Origin of the sequence: Eubacterium sp. OM08-24, from assembly GCF_003438075.1 — a bacterium.
GTDB lineage: Bacteria > Bacillota > Clostridia > Oscillospirales > Acutalibacteraceae > Ruminococcoides.
This window is the reverse complement of the sequence record NZ_QSTA01000007.1, coordinates 16,114-36,976: the sequence shown is the minus strand read 5'-3', so window position 1 is coordinate 36,976 and position 20,863 is coordinate 16,114. Positions and strand designations below refer to the sequence as shown.

Sequence of the window (20,863 nt, the reverse complement as noted above, 5' to 3'; positions counted from 1 at the left end):
AAAGAAATTAAAGTATTGAAGTTTTGTAATATTTGATGTATAATAATTCCAATGGAATAGTATATTCCTAAAGTTAAAAGAACAATGGAGGAGATTTAAAATGTTCAAAAAAGTAATGAGCCTTGCTCTTGCTTCAACATTAGTGCTTTCAGCAGGGGCATTTGCAGCAAGCGCAGCTGAGGCAGAGGACGCAGTAGCAGCAAATGACGAGTCTGCAGTAGCAGCTGACGATTCTTCAGCAGTAGCAGCAGGTGACGAGTCACAGGTAGGTGCCGGCACAAAGATTTACTTTGATGTAAAGAGTGCAGGTTGGAAAAACTTTGAAAAGATCTATTGCCACGTCTGGAGAGCTGACGGTACAGGTAAATGGCCAAGCTGGCAGACAAAGAAAGAATTGTGCAAAAAGGAAAGCGACGATCTTTATTCTTATGATATAACAAAGACAGGCAACGCTGAAGAAATTCAGAATGCCGGCAGCAAGAACTTATATTGCGTAATCTTCAGTGCAGATACACAAGTTCAGATTTACAACACAATCATGAACGGTAACTGCATTGGCGATACTGTGTATGTAACAGGTAACAAGATCGAGAACCCTAAGGACAGCAACAAGACAGATACTGAGGCTGCATGGAAGAACCATCCGGAATGTGGTCCGCAGAAGGTTATTACTTCAACATCAAAAGTAGTCGGTACAGCTCTTGCAGACGGTACAACAGATGTAACACTTTTAGCTGACTACCTTCTCGATTATGTTTCTGACGAGGGTGTTGCTGATACAAGTAAGACAGATAAGACACAGGATCTTATCAACCAACTCAAGATCAGCCCAGTCGCTGTAATGTCTAATGTAAATTTCAAACTTGAGGGTTTTGTTAAGGAAGAAACAATGACTCAGGATGTTGCTAACAAGAAGAAGGCAACAATCGAGGGTATCCTTGGTAACTGCACAGACCCAACAAAGGGTGGCGAAAAGGTTAACAAAGATGAGATTAACAATGCAGAGGCTAAGAACGATGCTGCTGAATCAAACGGTGGTTCTTCAAACAGCGGTTCATCATCAAACGGCTCTTCATCTAATGGTTCATCAAATGGTTCATCATCAGGCTCTAACTCAGTACAGTCAGGTCAGGAGACAACAATCTTCTTCGTATTTGCCGGCGTAATGGTTGCAGCTGCAGGTGTATTCTTCCTCGTTAGAAGAAGAGAGAACTAATTTATCTTAACAGATAATTAATACTTAATCACTTAGCTCCGCAGAGTTTTCTGCGGAGCTTTTTGTATGCTCAAAACTCTCTCATTACTTGCTTTTTTATGCTTTATGTATTACAATATTATTATCAACACATTAAAAAATTTTATATTCATATATGAGGAGAAATGAGTATGAAAATTAAAGATGATTTTGTTTTAAGGAAAGTAGCCGATTCATATGTAGTGGTACCGGTAAACAGTCTTACACTTGATTTTAACGGTGTTATAAATCTTAATGAAACGGGTGCTTTCTTATTTGAACAGTTGCAAAAAGGAATTGAGAAAGACGAACTTATTGCTAAAATGATTAGTGAGTATGATGTAACAAAAGAAAAAGCAAGTGCGGATATAGATATATTTATTAATAAGTTAAAGGATGCAAATGTCTTTGAATAATAAAGAAATTCAGCTTGAAGATGTAATACAAATTATTAAAGAAAAACTTAACAGCGGAGGCACGGTTACATTTACTCCGCACGGAACAAGTATGTATCCTATGCTAAGAAACGGCGAAGATGTGGTTGTCCTGAAAAAGCCGGAGGGCAGGCTAAAATATCTTGATGTTGCTTTATACCGAAGAAGTAACGGCGATTTTGTTTTGCACAGAGTTGTCGGTTTTGATAAGGATGGCAAATATATTTTTTGCGGTGATAATCAGTTTCATAAAGAACGGGGAATTACTGACGAAAATATTATAGGTGTGGTTACCGCATTTTATAGAAAAGGAAAACACTATACCGATAATTCGCTTTCATACAGATTTTATAAGTCAGCGTGGGAGTATATCAAAGCGCCAATGCGTATGCTTTATTCAGTGCACAGAATGAATAAGTCGATAAAGATAATAAAGAAAAGGTAGTTTTTGTATAATGAAAAAACATCTTAATGATGCTCAAAAAAAAGAATATGCATATTATTTATCGCTTGTATCAAGTGTTTTAAACGGAACAGAACCGCAGCTGCCGTATGAAAATTGTAATCTTGACCACATAAGGCGGATTTCTAATGATACCAGAATGGATGCAATTTTTGATGAGGCAATTATTATGCTTTCTAAAAAATTCAGCGTTTCTGCTGAACTGCTGTCTTACGCAAAAAAGGATCTTAATCACTGGATTTATGTCGATACGATGATGAAATATGAAATTGAAAGTTTGCTGAAATGCTTTGACAAAGAGCAGATTTATAACCTGCCGATGAAAGGTTATTTTCTTAAAAACGATTATCCAAATCCGTTTGACCGCTCGATTGCTGATTATGATGTTTTATTTGAAATAAAAGATATTGAAAAAATAAAGGTTTTATTCAATAAAAACGGTTATAAATTTTTGAAAAACGATTCACAGCAATACCATTTTACAAAACAGCCGTTTATGTATATTGAAATGCATTGTTCACTTTTAAAAAAAAACAATAAGAACTATGCTTTTTTTGAAAATCAGCTTGAAAGAGCCAAGGTGCGTGACGGTTATTCATTCTCTAAGGAAATGTCGCTTGAAGATTACTATATCTATATGTTGCTTCACTCTGCCAAGCACTTTTCCGAGGGCGGAATAGGAATCCGAATGATTGCGGATGAGTATGTTTTTTATAAAAAATATGCCGACAAACTCGATTGGGCATATCTTGACGATTGTTTTAAGCAATGCGGAATACAGATTTTTGAGAAAAAACTGCGTGATATTTCACTGAAATGGTTTTCAAAAGGCAGTGAAGTTAAAGATTTTGACGATGTTGAAGAGTATATTTTATTAAGTATGACTCTCGGCAGATTAGATGTTGCGGTTATGTCCGAAATGGAAAGACGAAGAGTTAATACGGAAACAGGCAGAAAAAAATCAAGATTTGTTAATTTTATTTCATCGCTTTTTCCGAATAAAACATATATGGCAAATAATTATTCTTTTGTGGAGAAAATGCCGATTTTATTGCCGTATTCATGGGTATGTATGTGGTGCAGAAGAATTTTTATTGACAGAAATATTAATATAAAAAAAGGTTTTAACAACAGAACTTCTTATACTGATGATGATGTAAGTTATTTTACTTATATTCAAAAAGAAGTGGGTTTTGATGTTAAATAAAATTTTATTTATGTTTTAATTGACAAATAATGTATTTATTGATACAATATCAAATAAGTTAGCAAACACTAACGGCACTTGGTGTTTGCTAATTTAAAGAGGAATAGTTAGTCCGTCCTAACTATTCCTCTCTTTTTATTTTAAATTTAAGGTAAATTTTAAGTAAAATTTTAATTTCATTTAAAGTTGCTCAGGTACAATATACTCATCAAAACGAAAGGGGAATAAATATGAGTTATCAAAGCGTATTTAAGCGCTATGAAATAAAGTACCTTGTGACAAACGAGCAAAAAGAAATGATTATGCAGGAAATGCAGAAATATATGTATGCCGATAAGTACGGCAAAAGCACAATTTGCAACATTTATTTTGATACACCCGATTTTTTGCTTATAAGGCGCTCGCTTGAGCATCCGCTTTACAAAGAAAAGCTCAGGCTGAGGAGCTACGGCGTTGCCAAGCACGACAGCACAACATTTATAGAAATCAAGAAAAAATACAAAAGGGTTGTTTATAAACGCAGAACAGAAATGACAGAAAGTGAAAGTATGCGTTATCTATGCAGTGGCGAGCATATGGCAGACAGTCAGATTTTGCGTGAAGTTGATTATTTTCTTGAACACTACAATGGGATTGCTCCGCAGGTTGTGATTTTTTACAATCAAGAGGCTTTTTATTCAAAAAATGATTATGATTTCAGAGTAACCTTTGATAACAATATTCTTTGGCGTGATTATGATTTGTCGCTTTGCAAAGGCATTTACGGTACGCCTATATTGCAGAAGGATTATTCACTTATGGAAATAAAAACGGGTACGGCTGTTCCTATGTGGATGACAAAAATTTTAAGTGAAAACAAAATCTATAAAACATCTTTTTCAAAATATGGCAATGCTTATCTTGCAATTATGCACGAAAAAGCAAACGGAGGTAAAAAATATGCTTAATACATTATTTTCAGGAATTTTCAGTACAACAACCGAATCAATAGCAGTTCCGCAGTTTTTACTTTGCATTGCGGTTGCGCTTGTAATTGGTATCTTTCTTGCGGTTGTTTATTCGTATAAAACAAAGTACACTAAGAGTTTTGTTGTAACCCTTGCATTGTTGCCGGCGGTTGTGTGCGTAGTAATAATGATGGTAAACGGAAATGTGGGTGCAGGTGTAGCGGTTGCAGGTGCATTCAGCCTTGTGCGTTTCCGCTCTGTACCCGGTACGGCTAAGGAAATCGGCACAATTTTCCTTGCAATGGGCGCAGGTCTTATTTGCGGAATGGGTTACCTCGGATATGCCGTTTTATTCGCCTTGATTTTAGGATTAGCAATGTTTGTGCTTAATAAAATAAATATCGGTGCAGACAAAAGGCTTGAGCAGGACAGAATATTAAGAATAACCATTCCCGAGGATCTCAACTATACAGGTGCTTTTGACGACCTCTTTGAAAAATATACTCAGAAGTCAGAGGTTGTGTCGGTAAAAACAGCTAATATGGGCAGTTTGTTTAAGCTGACATATAATGTAACTCTTAAAAACTCGACAGAAGAAAAAGATTTTATTGACGATTTAAGATGCAGAAACGGCAATCTTGAAATCAGTATGGCAAGACAGGAGATAACTAATAATGAGCTTTAATTTAAAAAGCAAAGGGAAATTTGCAGCATTGCTTGCGGCACTTATTATATCCGTAAGTGTAACAGGCTGCGCAAATACAGATGAAAAAACATCCTCGACAAATTCTTCAACTGTTACAAAAGACAGTGTTTCTACGGCTTCAATCGCTTCGGATGAATCTCTTGACAGCGATATGTTCACCGACCGTGACAAAGAGGTTGGCTATGATGAAAGCTCGGCGGTTACGGTTGCTTTTTCGTCATCGGGCGCAACCGCAAGTTCAGACAGTGTAACGGTAAGCGGAAGTAAGGCTACGCTCAAGGACGAGGGTACATACATAATAACAGGTACAACAGCAGACGGACAGATTATTGTGGACGCAGACAGCAAAACCAAAATTCAAATTGTACTCAAAAATGCCTCGATTACTTGCAAATCAAGCGCCGCATTGTATGTAAAGCAGGCGGATAAAGTATTTGTAACAACGGCGAAAGATTCCGAAAATACACTTGCCTCAACAGGGGAGTATGTTCAGACAGACGATAATAATGTAGATGCGGCGGTATTTTCTAAAGATGACATAACTCTAAACGGTGAGGGCAAGCTGACGGTTTCGTCCGAAAAAGGTCATGGCATTGTTTCTAAGGACGATTTAAAGCTCACAAGCGGAGAATATACAGTTACAGCGGCAAGCCACGCATTAAGCGGTCAAGACAGCATAAGAATTGCGAGCGGCACTTACAACCTTACCTCAGACAAAGACGGACTTCACGCAGAGAATACAGACGATACCTCAAAAGGCTTTGTGTATATTGCAGACGGCAATTTTACCGTTAATTGCAAGGGTGACGGTATAGACGCAGGCACTACCGCTCAAATTGAAAACGGTACATTTAATATCACTTCAAGCAGTGGTTCAAGCTCCTCAAGCGCAACGGATTCCGCAAGTGTGAAAGGCATAAAAGCCGTAGGAGATCTCACAATCAGCGGCGGTACATTTAATCTGAACTGCGAGGACGACGCTTTACATTCAAACACAAATGTTACCGTTACAAACGGCACATTTACAATTTCAAGCGGAGATGACGGTATTCACGCAGACAGCAAAACAAGCATAAGCGGAGGCACTGTAAATATTACCGAAAGCTATGAGGGCATAGAGGGAACAGAGGTTGAAATTTCGGGCGGCACAATTACCTTGAAAGCAAGTGATGACGGAATAAATGCCGCAGGCGGAAAAGATGAAAGCGGTTTTGGCGGTGGTTTTGATCGAGATAATTTCAGCTCATCAAATGCATCTATTACCATATCGGGCGGTAAAATTACAATAGAAGCAGACGGTGACGGAGTGGATTCTAATGGTTCACTCACTGTTACAGGCGGAGAAACCTATGTTTCAGGCCCTACAAGCGGAGCGGACGGCGCACTTGATTATGACGGCGAGGCAACAATTACAGGCGGTATATTCGTTGCGGCAGGTTCAACTCAGATGGCGCAGAATTTCGGCGAAAACTCAACGCAGGGTTCAATGTTTGTCAATGCAAACTCAAGCGGAGAAATTACACTTAAAAACAGCAGTGGAGAAGTTTTGGTATCTTTCACTCCTACCAAAACATATGCTTGCGTAGTAATCAGCTGTCCGCAAATTACAACGGGACAGACCTATACAGTAACCGCAGGAGAGTATTCAACAGAGGTTGAAATGACTTCACTTATTTATGGCTCAGGCGGAATGGGCGGCCCTAACGGTATGGGTGGCAGAGATATGAACGGAATGGAAAGACCGAATGACTCGGATATGTCCGATCCTCCTCAAATGAGATAAAATAAAATCACAACTGTTCGGCTGAGCAGTTGTGATTTTTGCTTTTGTTTAGTTTTTATCGGAAATCATAATTTGAAGTTGGGTTACATCATTTACATTTATTTCATTATTTTGGTCGGTATCGGCATTCAGCTTTTGAACAGCCGTAAGATTTGAACCACCCGAAATTGCCATTTGTAAATCCGTAACATCGAGTACATCAAGTTTATTGTTTAAATCAATATCTCCGAGCATAGTTACAGCAAGCTCGGTTTTATTTGTAATTGCTTTTATAACAAAAGTACCGCCGAGGTCATCATCTCGCTCGGCTTTGTACCAATCGAGAATATCAATCATTTTTCCGTCTTTATAAATATAGCTTTCGCCTTTTTTGGTTTCATTTATAAAGGCAAATTGTCCGTTCGATTTATTCAGCCATTCGCCAACGCCGATAGTGTTTTTGTCGCTTGCCTCATTTTTACTGATTTTTACGGCAATCGCACCGTATGTAACAGGCAAATCAAAATCGTTTGTGTCAATATTTAAGTAGCCGCTGTAAGGAACTGTACCTGTGCTTAGCAATGTCCATTTGGATTCATCGCTTACGGGAGTTTTATTTTCGGCAGGAACATAATAAATTTCGTAATCCGAATTTTTGGCAGTGCTTTCAAACATTACCGAATCGAGCTTGTTGTATCCCTCTGAAAAATTAAAAAGATTAAGATAAGTAACGCTGTCATAGTCAATGTAATTAAATTCGTAGGTAGCACCGTAAATTTCATTTTGCATCAGCTTTATATCATCGGTAATCGGTGTTACATCTTCAATGGCATAGTTATATCTGAATGTACTGCTGAAAAGGTAGGCGTCTTCATACGACATCCAAAAATAGCCGTTTAAGCTGTTGTAGTTGCCCCAGCTGTTTTTTACGAGCCATGCGCCGTTATTTTCGGGAAGAATACCGTTGGCGGTTTTAAAATTCTCCTTTGCAAAATCATCGTCCCAGCCGACAATAGCTATTGCGTGCCCCGTAGCTTTTGGCGAGCCTTTCGGGCAAAAATAAGCGGTTCTGTCGCTGTTTTCGTAAAATGTACTATGCGAATATGCGGCATAAATTGAGCCGTTGTCCATAATCTCCTGCTTTATTTCTTCTCGTGAGCAATTATCAAGATACTTTATAGCCGTTGCTCCGTAATTAACAAGAGAAGATAGGTCGGTGTCGGGGTTGTATTCATCGGCAAAGCTTTCGAAGTCGCTCTGTTCAATTCCGCCCTGCCACGAGCTTAAATATCCGAGTGCGGTAAAAGCATAGCCGTCAGATGTAATACTCCTCAGCCAACCCTTGCCGTTGCTTTTTGTAGTTGCCCATAGGTTCATATGCTCTGTTGAAAAATTATTTGCGGTAAAACCACTTTTTAGAAGTTTTGTTTCAAGCGCAGAGAGCGAGGAGTAAATCCAGCAATCGTTGTATCGCTGATCCTTTGGCGGATTTACAATGTTGTAGTCCACCGAGCTGAAAGAAGTCGGCAGGTCGGCTTGTGTATCGTCTGAATTGCTGTAAGTGTTTATCTGAAAATTTTTAAGTGATTTTGTATTGCTGTCAATTTCGGCGGCATTTGCCGTAATGCCCACTGCCGAAAAAAGCATAAATGCAGATATTGAAATTGTTATCGCCTTTATTGCAGGTGATTTTTTCATTTTTTACAATCACACCTTTTATTAAAATTTTAATTATATTAAATAATTATATCAAAGATTTTCTTTCTTGTAAAGAATATAAGCAATGTTTATACACAAGATAATAGCAGTATTCAGATAAAAGGGGCGACTTTATGGAACTGAGAACAGACCTTGCGGTAGAGGCAAGAGAAATAGCAGGCGAAGATGTGGGCGGCGTTGACTTTGTGCAGTACAGTGAAAACGGACTTGACATTTCAAGACTTGAGGTAAAAACACGAAAAGCTCAGCAGCAACTCGGCAAGGAAGAGGGAACATACATTACGATTGAACTTCCGTCACTTACTGATAATTTTACGGAAACCGATGAAAGGCTTATAACAATAGGAAAAGAAATCCGCAGGCTTTTGCCTGTCAACGGACTTGTGCTTGTGGTGGGGCTCGGAAACCCGGAGATTACTCCCGATTCCCTCGGGCCGAAAACGAGCGCAAGGGTGCTTGCGACAAGGCATATTTCGGGAGAGATTGCAAGGAGTACGGGACTTGACAGATTAAGACCTGTTGCGGTTATGGCAACGGGAGTAACGGGACAAACGGGCATAGAAACAGGCGAGTACATCTTAAGCATTGTAAAAAGAATAAAGCCGAATGCCGTTGTGGTAGTAGATGCGCTTGCGTCACGCAGACTTGAAAGGCTCGGCTGTACTCTGCAAATAAGTGATACGGGAATTTCACCCGGTGCAGGTGTGGGAAATCACCGCACAAAAATTAACAAGGACACCATAGGAGTGCCTGTAATTGCAATAGGAGTGCCGACTGTTGTAGATGCCGCTACCTTTGCATCAGATTTATTAAGCGGAAACGATCCGCACAGAGCAAGGCGCAGAATAACTCCGCAGGGCAGGCAGATGGTTGTTATTCCACGAGAAATTGATTTGCTTACAGAAAGAGCCTCAAGACTTATTTCTTTTGCACTCAACGGTGCTTTGCAAAATGAATTTAATATATCGGAGCTTGTATCTCTTATGTAGCAATTTGGTCATACATTAAAATCATCGGCATATATTTTTATAAGGCGGTGATTTTGTGAAAAGATTAGGAGCATTAAAAATAACGGCGTCAATAGTTCTTGTATTGACTGCCGTTTTCTGCATTTATAAAAGATTGCCCGAATGTTTTGCAAGTGATAAGCCTGCCGCTCTCGCTGTTGCGGCGCTCACCTTGTCTGACGGTACATATAAACTTTCAAATCTTGCAAATACAAACGAAAATCGGACAGAGCCAAAAAAGCAGGAGGAAACACAGCCGACAACCAAGGCTGTAACGATTACAAGAAAATTTAATGGTGAAAAGGATAAAACAGGATATTACGATTCTTTCGGCGACCATAGTGGGGAAGAAGTATATGACATTCTTGCCGAGCATATTGGGGCAAACGGTGTAAAATGCGGTACGGCATATGTAAAAAACAATACGGGACTTGATTATGATTTTGAGTCCGCCTTAAGCAGTGAGCTGCCGTTTGATGTGGATTCAAACGGTTCGGCGCAGGTGCTTATTTACCACACCCATACAAGCGAAAGTTATATGGATGAAGATGTGGATTATTTTTACGAAAGCTATTACTCACGCACACAGAACAATGATTATAATGTAACGGCTGTCGGAGATGCAATTACCGATGTGCTCAACAAGCGTGGTATAAAGACAATGCACGATACCACGGTGCACGACTCAACATACAGCGGTTCTTATGACAGAAGTGCGCAGACGGTCGAAAGCATTATGGAAAATAATACGGATATTAAGGTAATAATTGATATTCACCGTGACGCAATCGGTACGGAAACTCAAAAGGTAAAGCCTGTATTTACATATGACGGTAAGCAGGGGGCGCAAATTATGATTTTGTCGGGCTGCGATACAGACGGTGAAATGAATTTTTTGAATTGGGAAAACAACTTGAATTTTGCACTGAAAATTCAAAACAAAGCCGAAGAGATGTACCCCGGAATGACAAGACCGCTCAATTTCGGCTATTTTGCTTATAACGAATATATTTGTGACGGTTCTTTGCTTATAGAAATAGGAACAGACGCAAATACAATAGAGGAGGCGGAGTACAGCGGAGAGCTGCTTGGCAATGTGCTTTATGAGGTTCTTAAACACGGGTTATAATTAAATGTAAAAATAGCTTGCAATATATTGCGACTTTTGGTATAATTTGAATATATGTATCCGCAAGGAGTAATGTAATGAAAAAATACAGAATTTCAAAATATGCAATCTGTATGCTGTTTGCGGTATTGTTTATGTTTGTGGCTGCAATCGGCACAAATGCCGTTGATATTGACGGCGACGGAATAGATGACGGAGATGTATCGGAAACCGAGGTTTATACAGAACCAGAATATACAGAAACTCAATATACCGAGCCTGAAACCTATCCCGAAACCGAGCCTTACACAGAGCCGCCGACAGAATATTATACCGAAGAAGTTACAGAAAAATATACGGAGCCTGTATATACCGAAGAACCGACAGAGCCGTATTACGAAGAAACAACAGAATATGATTTTAATAATAATGTAGTCAATGAAACGGTGTCGCCTACCCAGCTTTCAACTTCAAAAGTTAGTACAAAGCGTTACGAAACCAATGATGCCGCAGGTGTTGTATATTGGGTTTGCGTAATTGTAGGTATAATTGTTTTGATTTTCGTATTGCTCAGCACAAAAATATCTTATGTGCTTGAACGCAGAAGAGAGCAGAGAGATATTTATTCTTCATAAGGAGAGCGGTATGGAAAAAGTAAAAATAGGAAATGTTGAATTTAAGTCCCACGCAGTGCTTGCCCCTATGGCAGGCGTTACCGACAGGGCATATCGTGAGCTTTGCGTAGAATTTGGCGCTGCCTATTGCGTAAGCGAAATGGTAAGCTCAAAGGCACTTTCTTTCAACAGTAAGAAAAGTGAAGAACTTATGGAAATCTCCGATTATGAGCGACCATGCGGTATTCAGATTTTCGGAGATGATCCCAAATGTATGGCTGATGCTGCTATACATTCTATGGAAAACAAGCCCGATATTATTGATATAAATATGGGCTGCCCTGCTCCTAAAATCAGCTCAAACGGCAGCGGCAGTGCATTGATGAAAAATCCGCAGCTTTGCGGAGAAATTGTAAAAGCAGTAACGAGCACCGTTGATGTGCCTGTTACGGTTAAAATCCGAAAGGGTTGGAATAACTCAGCTGTAAATGCAGTTGAGGTTGCTAAAATTTGCGAACAGGCAGGCGCAGCGGCAATTACAGTTCATGGCAGAACAAGAGAACAGTATTATAAGCCGCCTGTTGACTATGATATTATAAAGGAAGTCAGCAATGCGGTGTCAATTCCTGTTATTGCAAACGGCGACATTACCTCTGCCCAAAAGGCTAAAGAAGTAATGGACTACACAGGATGCAGGCTTGTAATGATTGGACGAGCTACACTTGGCAATCCATGGATTTTTTCTCAAATAAACGCTTATCTTGAAAATCCCGATTGCGTTCTCAAACAGCCGACTCTTGAAGAAAAGCTCAATGTTATGTGCCGACACATTGAAAAAATGGTTGAGTACAAGGGCGAGCATATGGCAATGCTGCAAGCACGAAAACTGATTGCAGGATACTTTAAAGGTATGCGTGGTGCGGCAGAGCTTAGAAATCAGTCGGGCAAGGTGTGTACGCTTGATGATTTGTACGCACTTAAAAACAAGGCTTTAGCATCTGTTTATGATGTTTAAAATTTATTTTAGATAAAGGGGAATAATTATGAGTGAAAAAACTAATATCGCAGCACTCGATTACCTCAACAGCTATGATCCTGCTGTTGGCGAGGCAATGACAGCTGAACTTAAAAGACAGAGAAGAAATCTTGAGCTTATTGCAAGCGAAAATATAGTTTCTCCTGCTGTTATGGCAGCAATGGGCAGCTTGCTTACAAATAAGTACGCAGAGGGTTATCCCGGAAAGCGTTACTATGGCGGTTGCCAGTGCGTAGATGTTGTAGAGGAAATCGCACGCAAGAGAGCTTGTGAGCTTTTCGGCGCAGAGCACGCAAATGTTCAGCCACACTCAGGCGCTCAGGCTAACACAGCAGTTTACTTTGCTATGCTCAATCCCGGCGACACAGTTATGGGTATGAATCTTAACGAGGGCGGTCATCTTACACACGGTTCACCCGTAAATATTTCAGGTAAGTACTTTAACTTTGTACCTTACGGCGTTGACAGCGTTACACACAGAATTGATTACGATAAGGTTCTTGAAATCGCCAAGGAATGTAAGCCAAAGCTCATCGTAGCAGGTGCGTCCGCTTATCCGAGAATTATCGACTTTGCTAAACTTCGTGAAATTGCAGACGAGGTTGGCGCTTATCTTATGGTAGATATGGCTCACATTGCAGGTCTTGTTGCAGCAGGCGTTCATCCAAACCCTGTTCCATACTGCGAATTTGTTACATCTACAACTCACAAAACTCTTCGTGGCCCAAGAGGCGGTCTTATCCTCTGTCGTGAAGAATTTGCTAAGCAGATTGACAAGGCTATTTTCCCGGGTACACAGGGTGGCCCGCTTATGCACACAATCGCAGCAAAGGCAGTTTGCTTTGGCGAGGCATTAAAGCCTGAGTTCAAGGAGTACGGCGCAAAGATTGTTTCTAACTGTAAGGCACTTGCAGAGGGACTTCTCAAGAGAGGCAACAAGCTCGTTTCAGGCGGTACAGACAACCATGTACTTCTTATGGATCTTCGTGATACAGGCGTTACAGGCAAGGAGCTTGAGGCTCGTCTTGATGAGTGCTACATCACAGTAAATAAGAACACTATTCCGGGTGAGCCACTTTCTCCGTTCGTAACAAGCGGTGTTCGTATCGGTACTGCTGCCGTTACAACAAGAGGTCTTAATGAGAAAGATATGGACAAGATTGCCGAGTATATCACACTTGTTCTCAATGATTTTGAAAACAGCGCCGACAAGGTAAGAGCAGGCGTTGAAGAAATCTGCAAAAAGTATCCGCTTTACGAATAATTTGTTTAATAAATAATTCGCTTTAAGAATAATATTCCGTTCCGTCAAACTAAAGGCGGAACGGATTTTTTTACCAAAATTCTTGACAAATTGTGCGAACAAATGTACTATAATTATATAATGATTTTCAAAACGAAACGAGGTTTACTCTATGAATACTCCGCTTGCAGACAGAATAAGACCGCAAACACTTGACGATATAGTAGGGCAAAAGCATTTGCTTGGGCCAAACAAGCCGTTACGAAAAATAATTGAAAGCGGAGAAATTCCAAATTTGATTTTTTACGGCCCATCAGGCGTGGGAAAAACTACACTTGCTACATATATAGCTAAAAGAACTAACAGAACTCTGAAAAAGCTGAACGGTACAACCGCATCTACCTCAGATATAAAAGAGGTTGTATCGGAGCTTAACACTTTTTCGGGAATGAACGGAATTTTGCTGTATCTTGACGAGATTCAGTATTTCAACAAAAAGCAGCAGCAGGTTTTGCTTGAATACATTGAGAACGGCTCTATAACTCTGATTGCATCAACTACCGAAAACCCGTATTTTTATGTTTATAATGCTATTCTCAGTCGTTCTACTGTTTTTGAATTTAAATCCGTACCGCCCGAAGAGATTGAAAGAGCCGTAAAAAGAGCCGCCGATATAATTGCAGAGGAACAGGAGATAGAGGTCGATTTTCCCGAAAGCTGCCGCAAAAAAATTGCGTTCGGTTGTGGAGGAGATGTACGAAAAGCAATGAATGCGGTTGAGCTTTCTATTCTTGTGGCAGATGAGGAAGACGGAGTTAAAACCGTTACCGAAGAGATAGTAAGCGAGCTTGTGCAGAAAAGCGCAGTTCGATATGATAAAGACGGCGACGAGCATTATGACATTATTTCGGCTTATCAAAAGAGTATGCGTGGCAGTGACAGCAACGCAGCTTTGCATTATCTTGCACGCTTGCTTGAGGCAGGCGATTTGCCGAGCGCTTGCAGAAGACTTATGGTGTGTGCTTGTGAAGATGTTGGACTTGCATATCCGCAGCTTATTCCTATTGTGAAGTCTTGCGTGGATATTGCTCAGGCAGTCGGATTGCCTGAGGCAAGAATACCGCTTGCCGATGCCGTAGTAATGGTGTGCAATGCTCCAAAGTCAAACTCGGCTTATATGGGAATAAATCGTGCAACTCAGGACTTAAAGCTCGGAAATTACGGTCCTGTACCAAGACAACTTCAAAATATGCACTACGATGGGGAAGACAATAACAATAAAGGACAATTTTATAACTATCCTCATGATTATCCTAATCATTATGTAAATCAGCAATATTTGCCCGATACTATTCGTGACAGAGTTTATTACGAATACGGCGACAATAAAAACGAGCAGGCATACAAGGCTTATTGGGATAAAATCAAGAATAAAAGGTATTAGTATTTATCACAAAAAATGCACATTGCATTTGTGCATATTGATATTAATTTTTGCAAATCACTTGCTTTTTGTTAATTGTATACAAATATTGTATAATAATTTTGTTTGCAATAAAATTAAATAATTCCACAAAAGAAAAAACAGTTAACAAACATTGTTGTATAATATAATTGTCAGAATGTGGAATTATATTATCCACAAAAACCATAACAAAAAATTTGGAGGAAATTCTTATGGTAACAACAAAGCACAAGGTACTCAGCTTAATACTTTGTATTATGCTCGCAGTATCAGCAGTTTGTGCAGGCAGTATGGCAGTATCAGCAGCAACAGGCGATACTGTATACGTTCGTGCAAACAACGGCTGGACCAATCTGTACTGCTATATGTGGACAGATGGTGCAGGCAACAACGCAACATGGCCTGGTCAGGCTATGACAAAGGTTGAAGATGACGTTTATGCTTACACAGTTTCTGGTGATTTTAAGAATGTTATTTTCAACAACGGCAGTGGCAAACAGACAGGCAACCTTACTTATGCCGGCAACGGTCAGATCTATGACCTCAGCACAGGCAAGTGGTCAGCTTACTCAGGCACAACACTTCCAACACAGGCTACTTCAGCTACACAGGCAACATCATCAACTAAGCCGACACAGGCTACACAGCCGTCAACTTCTTCGGGCAATGCAAAACCAATTTACTGCCAGAATGATGCAGGTTGGTCAAATGTATATTGCTATATGTGGAACAGCACCACAGATAGCAACGCTGCATGGCCGGGCAAATCAATGACTGAAATCGGCGATAATGTATGGTCTTATACTCCTAATAAGGCTTATAAGAATGTTATCTTCAGTTCAGGCAGCAATAAGTCAAATGACCTTACAGTAGGTTCAGGCGACCTTTACAACAACAAGACAAATACTTGGTCTGTATATGATACAAGTGATATTCAGGTAACTTCTTATAAAGCAGACCCATCGAGCACAATTTATACAGGTACAGCTGTTACACTTTCAACAACAGCAAATAGCCTTGTAAATGCTACTATCAGCTATCAGATTTCTGTAAACGGCAAGGTAGTATCTCCTATGAGCTCGACAAACTCATATGTATGGACACCATCAGCAGTTGGTGAATATACAATCAAGTTTGAGTATTCTGATACAAAGGGCAACACAAACGAGCGTTCACTCACACTTACTGTTGCAGATGACTCAACACTCGTTAAGCCTGTTATTAAAAATGTAACACCATTTAATCTTAACTTTATTAAGCTCAACACAAAAGCTACCGTTAAAGTCCTTGCAGGCGGCGGTAATACAGGTACAAACCTTCTTTTCTATAAGTATGTAGTTACAGATCCAAACGGTAATAAGAACATTCCTTATTACACACTTAACGATTCATACTCATTTGTACCTACAGTAAAGGGAACATACACAGTTGAAGTATATGTCGAAGGTTCTGACAACTCAAAGGTTTCAAAGACTTATACTTATACAGCTGATTCGAATGTACCGACTACAACACAGCCGACTACATCTGTTATTCCTACAACAACAACACCAAAACCAACAACACCAAAACCAACCACACAGCCTACAACTTCAGTACAGCCTACATCAACTCCGTTTATGCTTGGCGACTGCAACGGTGACGGCAAAGTTGATGTAAACGATGCTACATATCTCCAGATGATCATTGCTGAATACAGCGGTATGAAATATGATTTCAAGACATGTGATATTGACGGTAACGGTGTTCTTGATGTTATCGACGCTACAATGATTCAGAAGATGGCTGCAGGACAGTAATTTAACATATGACGATTAACTAAAATATATTGAGGTACTATTATGACAAAAATTAAAAAATGGTGTGCATTAGTACTTTCTGTAATGCTTGTTATTACAGCAGGCATAGTATCTGTAAACGCTGCTGACGCTGACGCTACAACCGAAGAGGTTGGTGCGGCGTCAGCTGAAACAGGCATTACTATTCATTATCAGAACAGTGAACTTGCACAGCCATATGTTTACCTTTGGAATTCACTTCCAACAAACAGCGCAATGTCAGATTCATATCCGGGTGAAAAAATGACTGCCTCTTCAAACGGTTGGTTTACTTATGTAATCAACGATGTTACGGCTGTAAATATGATTTTTACAGATAAAGACGGCAAACAGTATTCACCTGAATTAAGAAGAACTACCGGTGAGTGGTGGTACAAAAACAAGAGATGGACAAAGTACAATCCTGATGAAATTGACCCTGTTGATTCAGTGGATATGCGTGAAGAGTCTATCTACTTTGTTATGACAACCCGTTTCTATGACGGAGATACAGGCAACAATGTTCATTGCTGGGATGACACACAGGCAAATAACCCTGATTCAGACCCTGCATGGCGTGGTGACTTCAAAGGTCTTGCAGACAAGCTTGACTATATAAAGGCACTTGGCTTTTCAGCTATCTGGATTACACCTGTAGTTACAAACGGTTCAGGCTATGATTATCACGGTTATCATGCTATGGACTTCTCAACCGTTGATGTTCGTTATGAGAGTGATGATTTTACATACCAGGATCTTATTGATGAGGTTCACGCAAAAGGTATGAAGATTATTCAGGACGTAGTTTTCCAGCATACCGGTAACTTCGGTGAGGCTTATTTCTGCAATCTTTTTGAAAAAGATACAACAAAAGACCTTTCAAATCTTGAAGAGTCAATGATTCCTACAGACTTGCTTCTTGACACATACGGACTTAATTCAGCAGAGGAATACTGGGCACAGAAGCCTGGAATTCAGTATTCTGAAAGACTTAACCTTATGAAGAATACAACATACTCTTCGGATGTAGGTAACTCAACAGGCAGCTTACCGGACGCAAAAGATTATGATTCTGCAAAGATTTCAAATTCTGACACATTTAATGCAAACAACTATTATCATACAGGTTATTTCCAGAGCCTTAACTGGGATGACTGGACCTGTAAATTTGCTCAAATCGCAGGTGACTGTGTTGACCTCAACACAGAAAATCCGGCAGTAGCAGAACACATCGTAGATGTATACTCAGACTATATCAATATGGGCGTTGACGGTTTCCGTGTTGATACAGTAAGACATATTCCAAGACTTGCACTTAACCTTATGTACAATGACCAGCTTTATGCTGCTGCAAAGGCATCGGGTAACAACAACTTCCTTATGTTTGGCGAAATCTGTACTCGTTACACACAGATTTGGTATCGTGGCCACGCAGAGGAATCTACACCTTACTACACTTGGAAAGAGTCAAACAATAAGTGGGCTGATTTATGGAGTTACGGCACTTCTGCTGAAGATATCAACAACAATATGAATGTTGTATTTGATCATTATCTCGAAGAAGATGATCCTACAGATGAACCTACTTCAGAAAATGCTTTCTTAAACGGTATTACATACCACACACCTGACAGATCTATGGCATCGGGTATGGAGGGTATTGACTTCCAGATGCACAGAATGTTTGGTAACGCAAGCAGTGCTTATAACTTTGCTAAGAGCACAGACCAGTATTATAATGATGCAACATACAATGTAATGTATGTTGATTCTCATGACTATGCTCCTGAACAGCCTGATGAAAAGAGTCGTTTTGCAGGCGGCACACAGACTTGGGCAGAGAACCTTGACCTTATGTTTACATTCCGTGGTATTCCATGCGTTTACTATGGTTCAGAGGTTGAGTTCCAGAAGGGCGAAGTTATTGATGTTGGTCCTAACGCTCCTCTTTCAACAACAGGTCGTGCTTACTACGGCGATTATCTTGAGGGTGATGTAACAGCTACTGACTTTAGCGAGTACACAGCATCAGGTACTGTTGCTGAAACACTTGCAAGCCCACTCAGCGTTCACCTTTCAAAGCTTAATGCTATCAGAAGAGCTATCCCTGCTCTTCAGAAAGGTCAGTACACAGCTTCTGATTCTTATGTAACAGGTGGCGATATGTCTTATATCCGCCGTTATACAAGTGCAGAAGACGGTATTGACAGCCTTGCACTTGTAACTGTATCAAGTGGTGCTACATTTAAGAATATTCCTAACGGCAGATATGTAGATGCTGTAACAGGTGATGTTAAGAATGTAACAAACGGAACACTTACAGTTTCAAAAATCGGTAAGGCAAATATGAGAGTTTATGTATGCTGCGCAAATGGCTTTACAGGTATTGATGGCCAGATCGGCGGTACATCTTCTTTCCTTAAATAATTAAATAACCAAAAGTTATTGCATAGCGGCACTCCTCGTGAGTGCCGCTTTTGCTATGTGAAAGTTTAGTCTTATCATGATTGCAGCGTGAATTTGGCTTTGCTTATTAAAAATTCTAAAATTTGTTAAATTATGCGCGCTAAACCACAACTAAATAATACACCCCCATTAAAATAACCATATAAAAATTAATTCATATTATGTAACAGGGAGAATATAAAAATTAAGATTTATAAAGTGGTGAATAATATGAAAAAATCTGTTTTTGTTTTTAGCACTCTCACTTATACGCAACGGGGTAGAGAGGCACTCAAAAGACGAGGAATACGCACTCAGATAATACGCACTCCTTTGCAATACAGAAACGGCTCATGCGGTTATAGTTTACTTGTTGTGAACAGAGTTGAAGAAAGCATTGAAATTTTAAAGGCTATGAATATACCTGTGCAGGGAGTATATCCTGCTGATTTAGAATGATTTACTTTGATAACGGAGCTACCACCTTTCCAAAACCAAGGTCTGTTGTAAATGCGGTAAATTACGCAATTACGCAGATTGGTGCAAATCCGGGGCGTGGCGGTCATAAAATGGCTATGAAAGCATCGGAGGTATTGTATGATTGCAGAAAAAATGCCGCTGAGCTTTTTGATATAGATAATCCGGAGAATGTAATTATAACAAATAATTGCACAACAGCTCTTAATACTGTAATTAAGGGCATATTAAAATCAGGCGACCATGCGGTGATTTCCTCTTATGAGCATAACGCCGTAGTTCGTCCGCTTGAATATCTCAAAACTAAGGGAGTAGACTATTCAGTTGCTGAAATTGAATTTGGCGATACTGAAAAAACAATAGACAATTTCAGAAATTCTTTTAAAGAAAATACAAAACTTGTAATTTGTACCCATGCGTCTAATGTATTTGGTGTGCGCCTGCCGATAGAAAGAATTGCGGCTTTGTGCAGGCTAAACGGCATATTGTTTTGCACCGATGCCGCTCAAACCGCAGGAATTATACCGATTTCTATGAAAAATTCGGATATAGATTTTCTTTGCACAGCAGGGCATAAAGGGTTATACGGGCCGATGGGTACGGGTTTGCTTATAATAAACAGTGAGGTAATCCCCGAAAGTCTGACTCAGGGAGGAACGGGTAGTCTTTCGGCACAGATAAACCAACCTGAAATTTTACCGGATAAATTTGAAAGCGGAACTCATAATTTACTCGGAATAGCAGGACTTAACGAGGGGATTAAATATGTTCTGAATAAAACTCCGCAAAAAATATTTGATTATGAAATAAAACTCGCTCAAAATCTTTATGACGGACTGCGAAAAATTAAAAATATAGAGCTTTATACTCCAAAACCTGACGAAAAGCAGTTTGTACCTGTTATTTCGTTTAATTTGAAAGATACTGACAGCGAAAGAACGGCGCAGATTCTTAGTGACAGATTTAATATTGCGGTTAGGGCAGGACTTCATTGTGCGCCGCTTGCTCATAAGTGCTTTGGAACACTCGAAAAAGGAACAGTTCGAGCAGTGATTTCGTCATTTTCAACTCAAAATGAAGTCAACTATCTTGTTAAATCAGTCAGTCAAATTAATTATTACAAAAGAATGTAAAAAAGGTTGCAATTCAATGCGATTGTGTGTTAAAATAAAGTAATGA

Annotated in this window: 18 protein-coding genes; 17 read left to right on the top strand and 1 reads right to left on the bottom strand. The window is 39.7% G+C overall.

The features are described 5' to 3' along the window. Nucleotides 1-100 precede the first annotated feature (100 nt). From DXC23_RS09670 to DXC23_RS09640, 7 genes are all read left to right on the top strand, one after another. Nucleotides 101-1,216 carry an LPXTG cell wall anchor domain-containing protein gene (locus DXC23_RS09670; protein WP_117705923.1) on the top strand — a complete coding sequence of 372 codons (1,116 nt, stop codon included), beginning with the start codon at nucleotides 101-103 and terminating at the stop codon, nucleotides 1,214-1,216. A gap of 170 nt (nucleotides 1,217-1,386) precedes the next feature. Continuing rightward, nucleotides 1,387-1,650: a PqqD family protein gene (locus DXC23_RS09665; protein ID WP_022234538.1), complete on the top strand. Its 264-nt coding sequence runs from the start codon at nucleotides 1,387-1,389 to the stop codon at nucleotides 1,648-1,650. Then, nucleotides 1,643-2,113 (top strand): S24/S26 family peptidase, encoded by a 471-nt coding sequence (locus DXC23_RS09660; protein WP_117705921.1) that lies wholly within the window; start codon nucleotides 1,643-1,645, stop codon nucleotides 2,111-2,113. The genes DXC23_RS09665 and DXC23_RS09660 overlap by 8 nt, the downstream gene beginning before the upstream one ends. A 10-nt stretch (nucleotides 2,114-2,123) precedes the next feature. Then, on the top strand, nucleotides 2,124-3,338 hold the full coding sequence (locus DXC23_RS09655; protein ID WP_117705919.1) for a nucleotidyltransferase family protein: 1,215 nt from the start codon (nucleotides 2,124-2,126) through the stop codon (nucleotides 3,336-3,338). Between the two features lie 230 nt (nucleotides 3,339-3,568). Then, a complete protein-coding gene (locus DXC23_RS09650) occupies nucleotides 3,569-4,285 on the top strand; it encodes a polyphosphate polymerase domain-containing protein (RefSeq protein WP_117705917.1) in 717 nt (238 codons plus the stop codon). After that, nucleotides 4,278-4,970, top strand: coding sequence for a DUF4956 domain-containing protein (locus tag DXC23_RS09645; protein ID WP_117705916.1), 693 nt, complete (start codon nucleotides 4,278-4,280; stop codon nucleotides 4,968-4,970). Before DXC23_RS09650 ends, DXC23_RS09645 begins: the two co-directional genes overlap by 8 nt. Then, entirely contained in the window at nucleotides 4,960-6,774 is a 1,815-nt protein-coding gene (locus DXC23_RS09640; RefSeq protein WP_117705914.1) for a carbohydrate-binding domain-containing protein, read from the top strand. The genes DXC23_RS09645 and DXC23_RS09640 overlap by 11 nt, the downstream gene beginning before the upstream one ends. Before the next feature lie 48 nt (nucleotides 6,775-6,822). Here DXC23_RS09640 and DXC23_RS09635 read toward each other — a convergent pair whose 3' ends face one another. Next, nucleotides 6,823-8,451 (bottom strand): lectin like domain-containing protein, encoded by a 1,629-nt coding sequence (locus tag DXC23_RS09635; protein WP_117705912.1) that lies wholly within the window; start codon nucleotides 8,449-8,451, stop codon nucleotides 6,823-6,825. Between the two features lie 134 nt (nucleotides 8,452-8,585). Here DXC23_RS09635 and gpr point away from each other — a divergent pair, with 134 nt between their 5' ends. From gpr to DXC23_RS09585, 10 genes are all read left to right on the top strand, one after another. Beyond that, nucleotides 8,586-9,461 (top strand): GPR endopeptidase, encoded by an 876-nt coding sequence (gpr, locus tag DXC23_RS09630; RefSeq protein WP_117705911.1) that lies wholly within the window; start codon nucleotides 8,586-8,588, stop codon nucleotides 9,459-9,461. A gap of 55 nt (nucleotides 9,462-9,516) precedes the next feature. After that, nucleotides 9,517-10,608 (top strand): stage II sporulation protein P, encoded by a 1,092-nt coding sequence (spoIIP, locus tag DXC23_RS09625; protein ID WP_117705909.1) that lies wholly within the window; start codon nucleotides 9,517-9,519, stop codon nucleotides 10,606-10,608. Nucleotides 10,609-10,685: 77 nt separating this feature from the next. Then, entirely contained in the window at nucleotides 10,686-11,222 is a 537-nt protein-coding gene (locus DXC23_RS09620; protein WP_117705907.1) for a hypothetical protein, read from the top strand. 10 nt (nucleotides 11,223-11,232) lie between these two features. Further along, the gene (dusB, locus tag DXC23_RS09615) at nucleotides 11,233-12,216 is read left to right on the top strand and encodes a tRNA dihydrouridine synthase DusB (protein WP_117705906.1); all 984 of its coding nucleotides are present in this window, start codon (nucleotides 11,233-11,235) and stop codon (nucleotides 12,214-12,216) included. A gap of 28 nt (nucleotides 12,217-12,244) precedes the next feature. Further along, nucleotides 12,245-13,501, top strand: coding sequence for a serine hydroxymethyltransferase (glyA, locus tag DXC23_RS09610; RefSeq protein WP_117705904.1), 1,257 nt, complete (start codon nucleotides 12,245-12,247; stop codon nucleotides 13,499-13,501). 151 nt (nucleotides 13,502-13,652) lie between these two features. Next, nucleotides 13,653-14,924 carry a replication-associated recombination protein A gene (locus tag DXC23_RS09605; RefSeq protein ID WP_117705903.1) on the top strand — a complete coding sequence of 424 codons (1,272 nt, stop codon included), beginning with the start codon at nucleotides 13,653-13,655 and terminating at the stop codon, nucleotides 14,922-14,924. 233 nt (nucleotides 14,925-15,157) lie between these two features. Then, nucleotides 15,158-16,744 (top strand): starch-binding protein, encoded by a 1,587-nt coding sequence (locus DXC23_RS09600; protein ID WP_117705901.1) that lies wholly within the window; start codon nucleotides 15,158-15,160, stop codon nucleotides 16,742-16,744. 42 nt (nucleotides 16,745-16,786) lie between these two features. Beyond that, the gene (locus DXC23_RS09595) at nucleotides 16,787-19,189 is read left to right on the top strand and encodes an alpha-amylase family glycosyl hydrolase (RefSeq protein WP_117705899.1); all 2,403 of its coding nucleotides are present in this window, start codon (nucleotides 16,787-16,789) and stop codon (nucleotides 19,187-19,189) included. 249 nt (nucleotides 19,190-19,438) lie between these two features. Next, nucleotides 19,439-19,666, top strand: a complete 228-nt coding sequence (locus DXC23_RS09590) for a DUF3343 domain-containing protein (protein WP_117705898.1) — start codon at nucleotides 19,439-19,441, stop codon at nucleotides 19,664-19,666. Beyond that, nucleotides 19,663-20,817, top strand: a complete 1,155-nt coding sequence (locus DXC23_RS09585; protein ID WP_117705896.1) for an aminotransferase class V-fold PLP-dependent enzyme — start codon at nucleotides 19,663-19,665, stop codon at nucleotides 20,815-20,817. Before DXC23_RS09590 ends, DXC23_RS09585 begins: the two co-directional genes overlap by 4 nt. Nucleotides 20,818-20,863 lie beyond the last annotated feature (46 nt).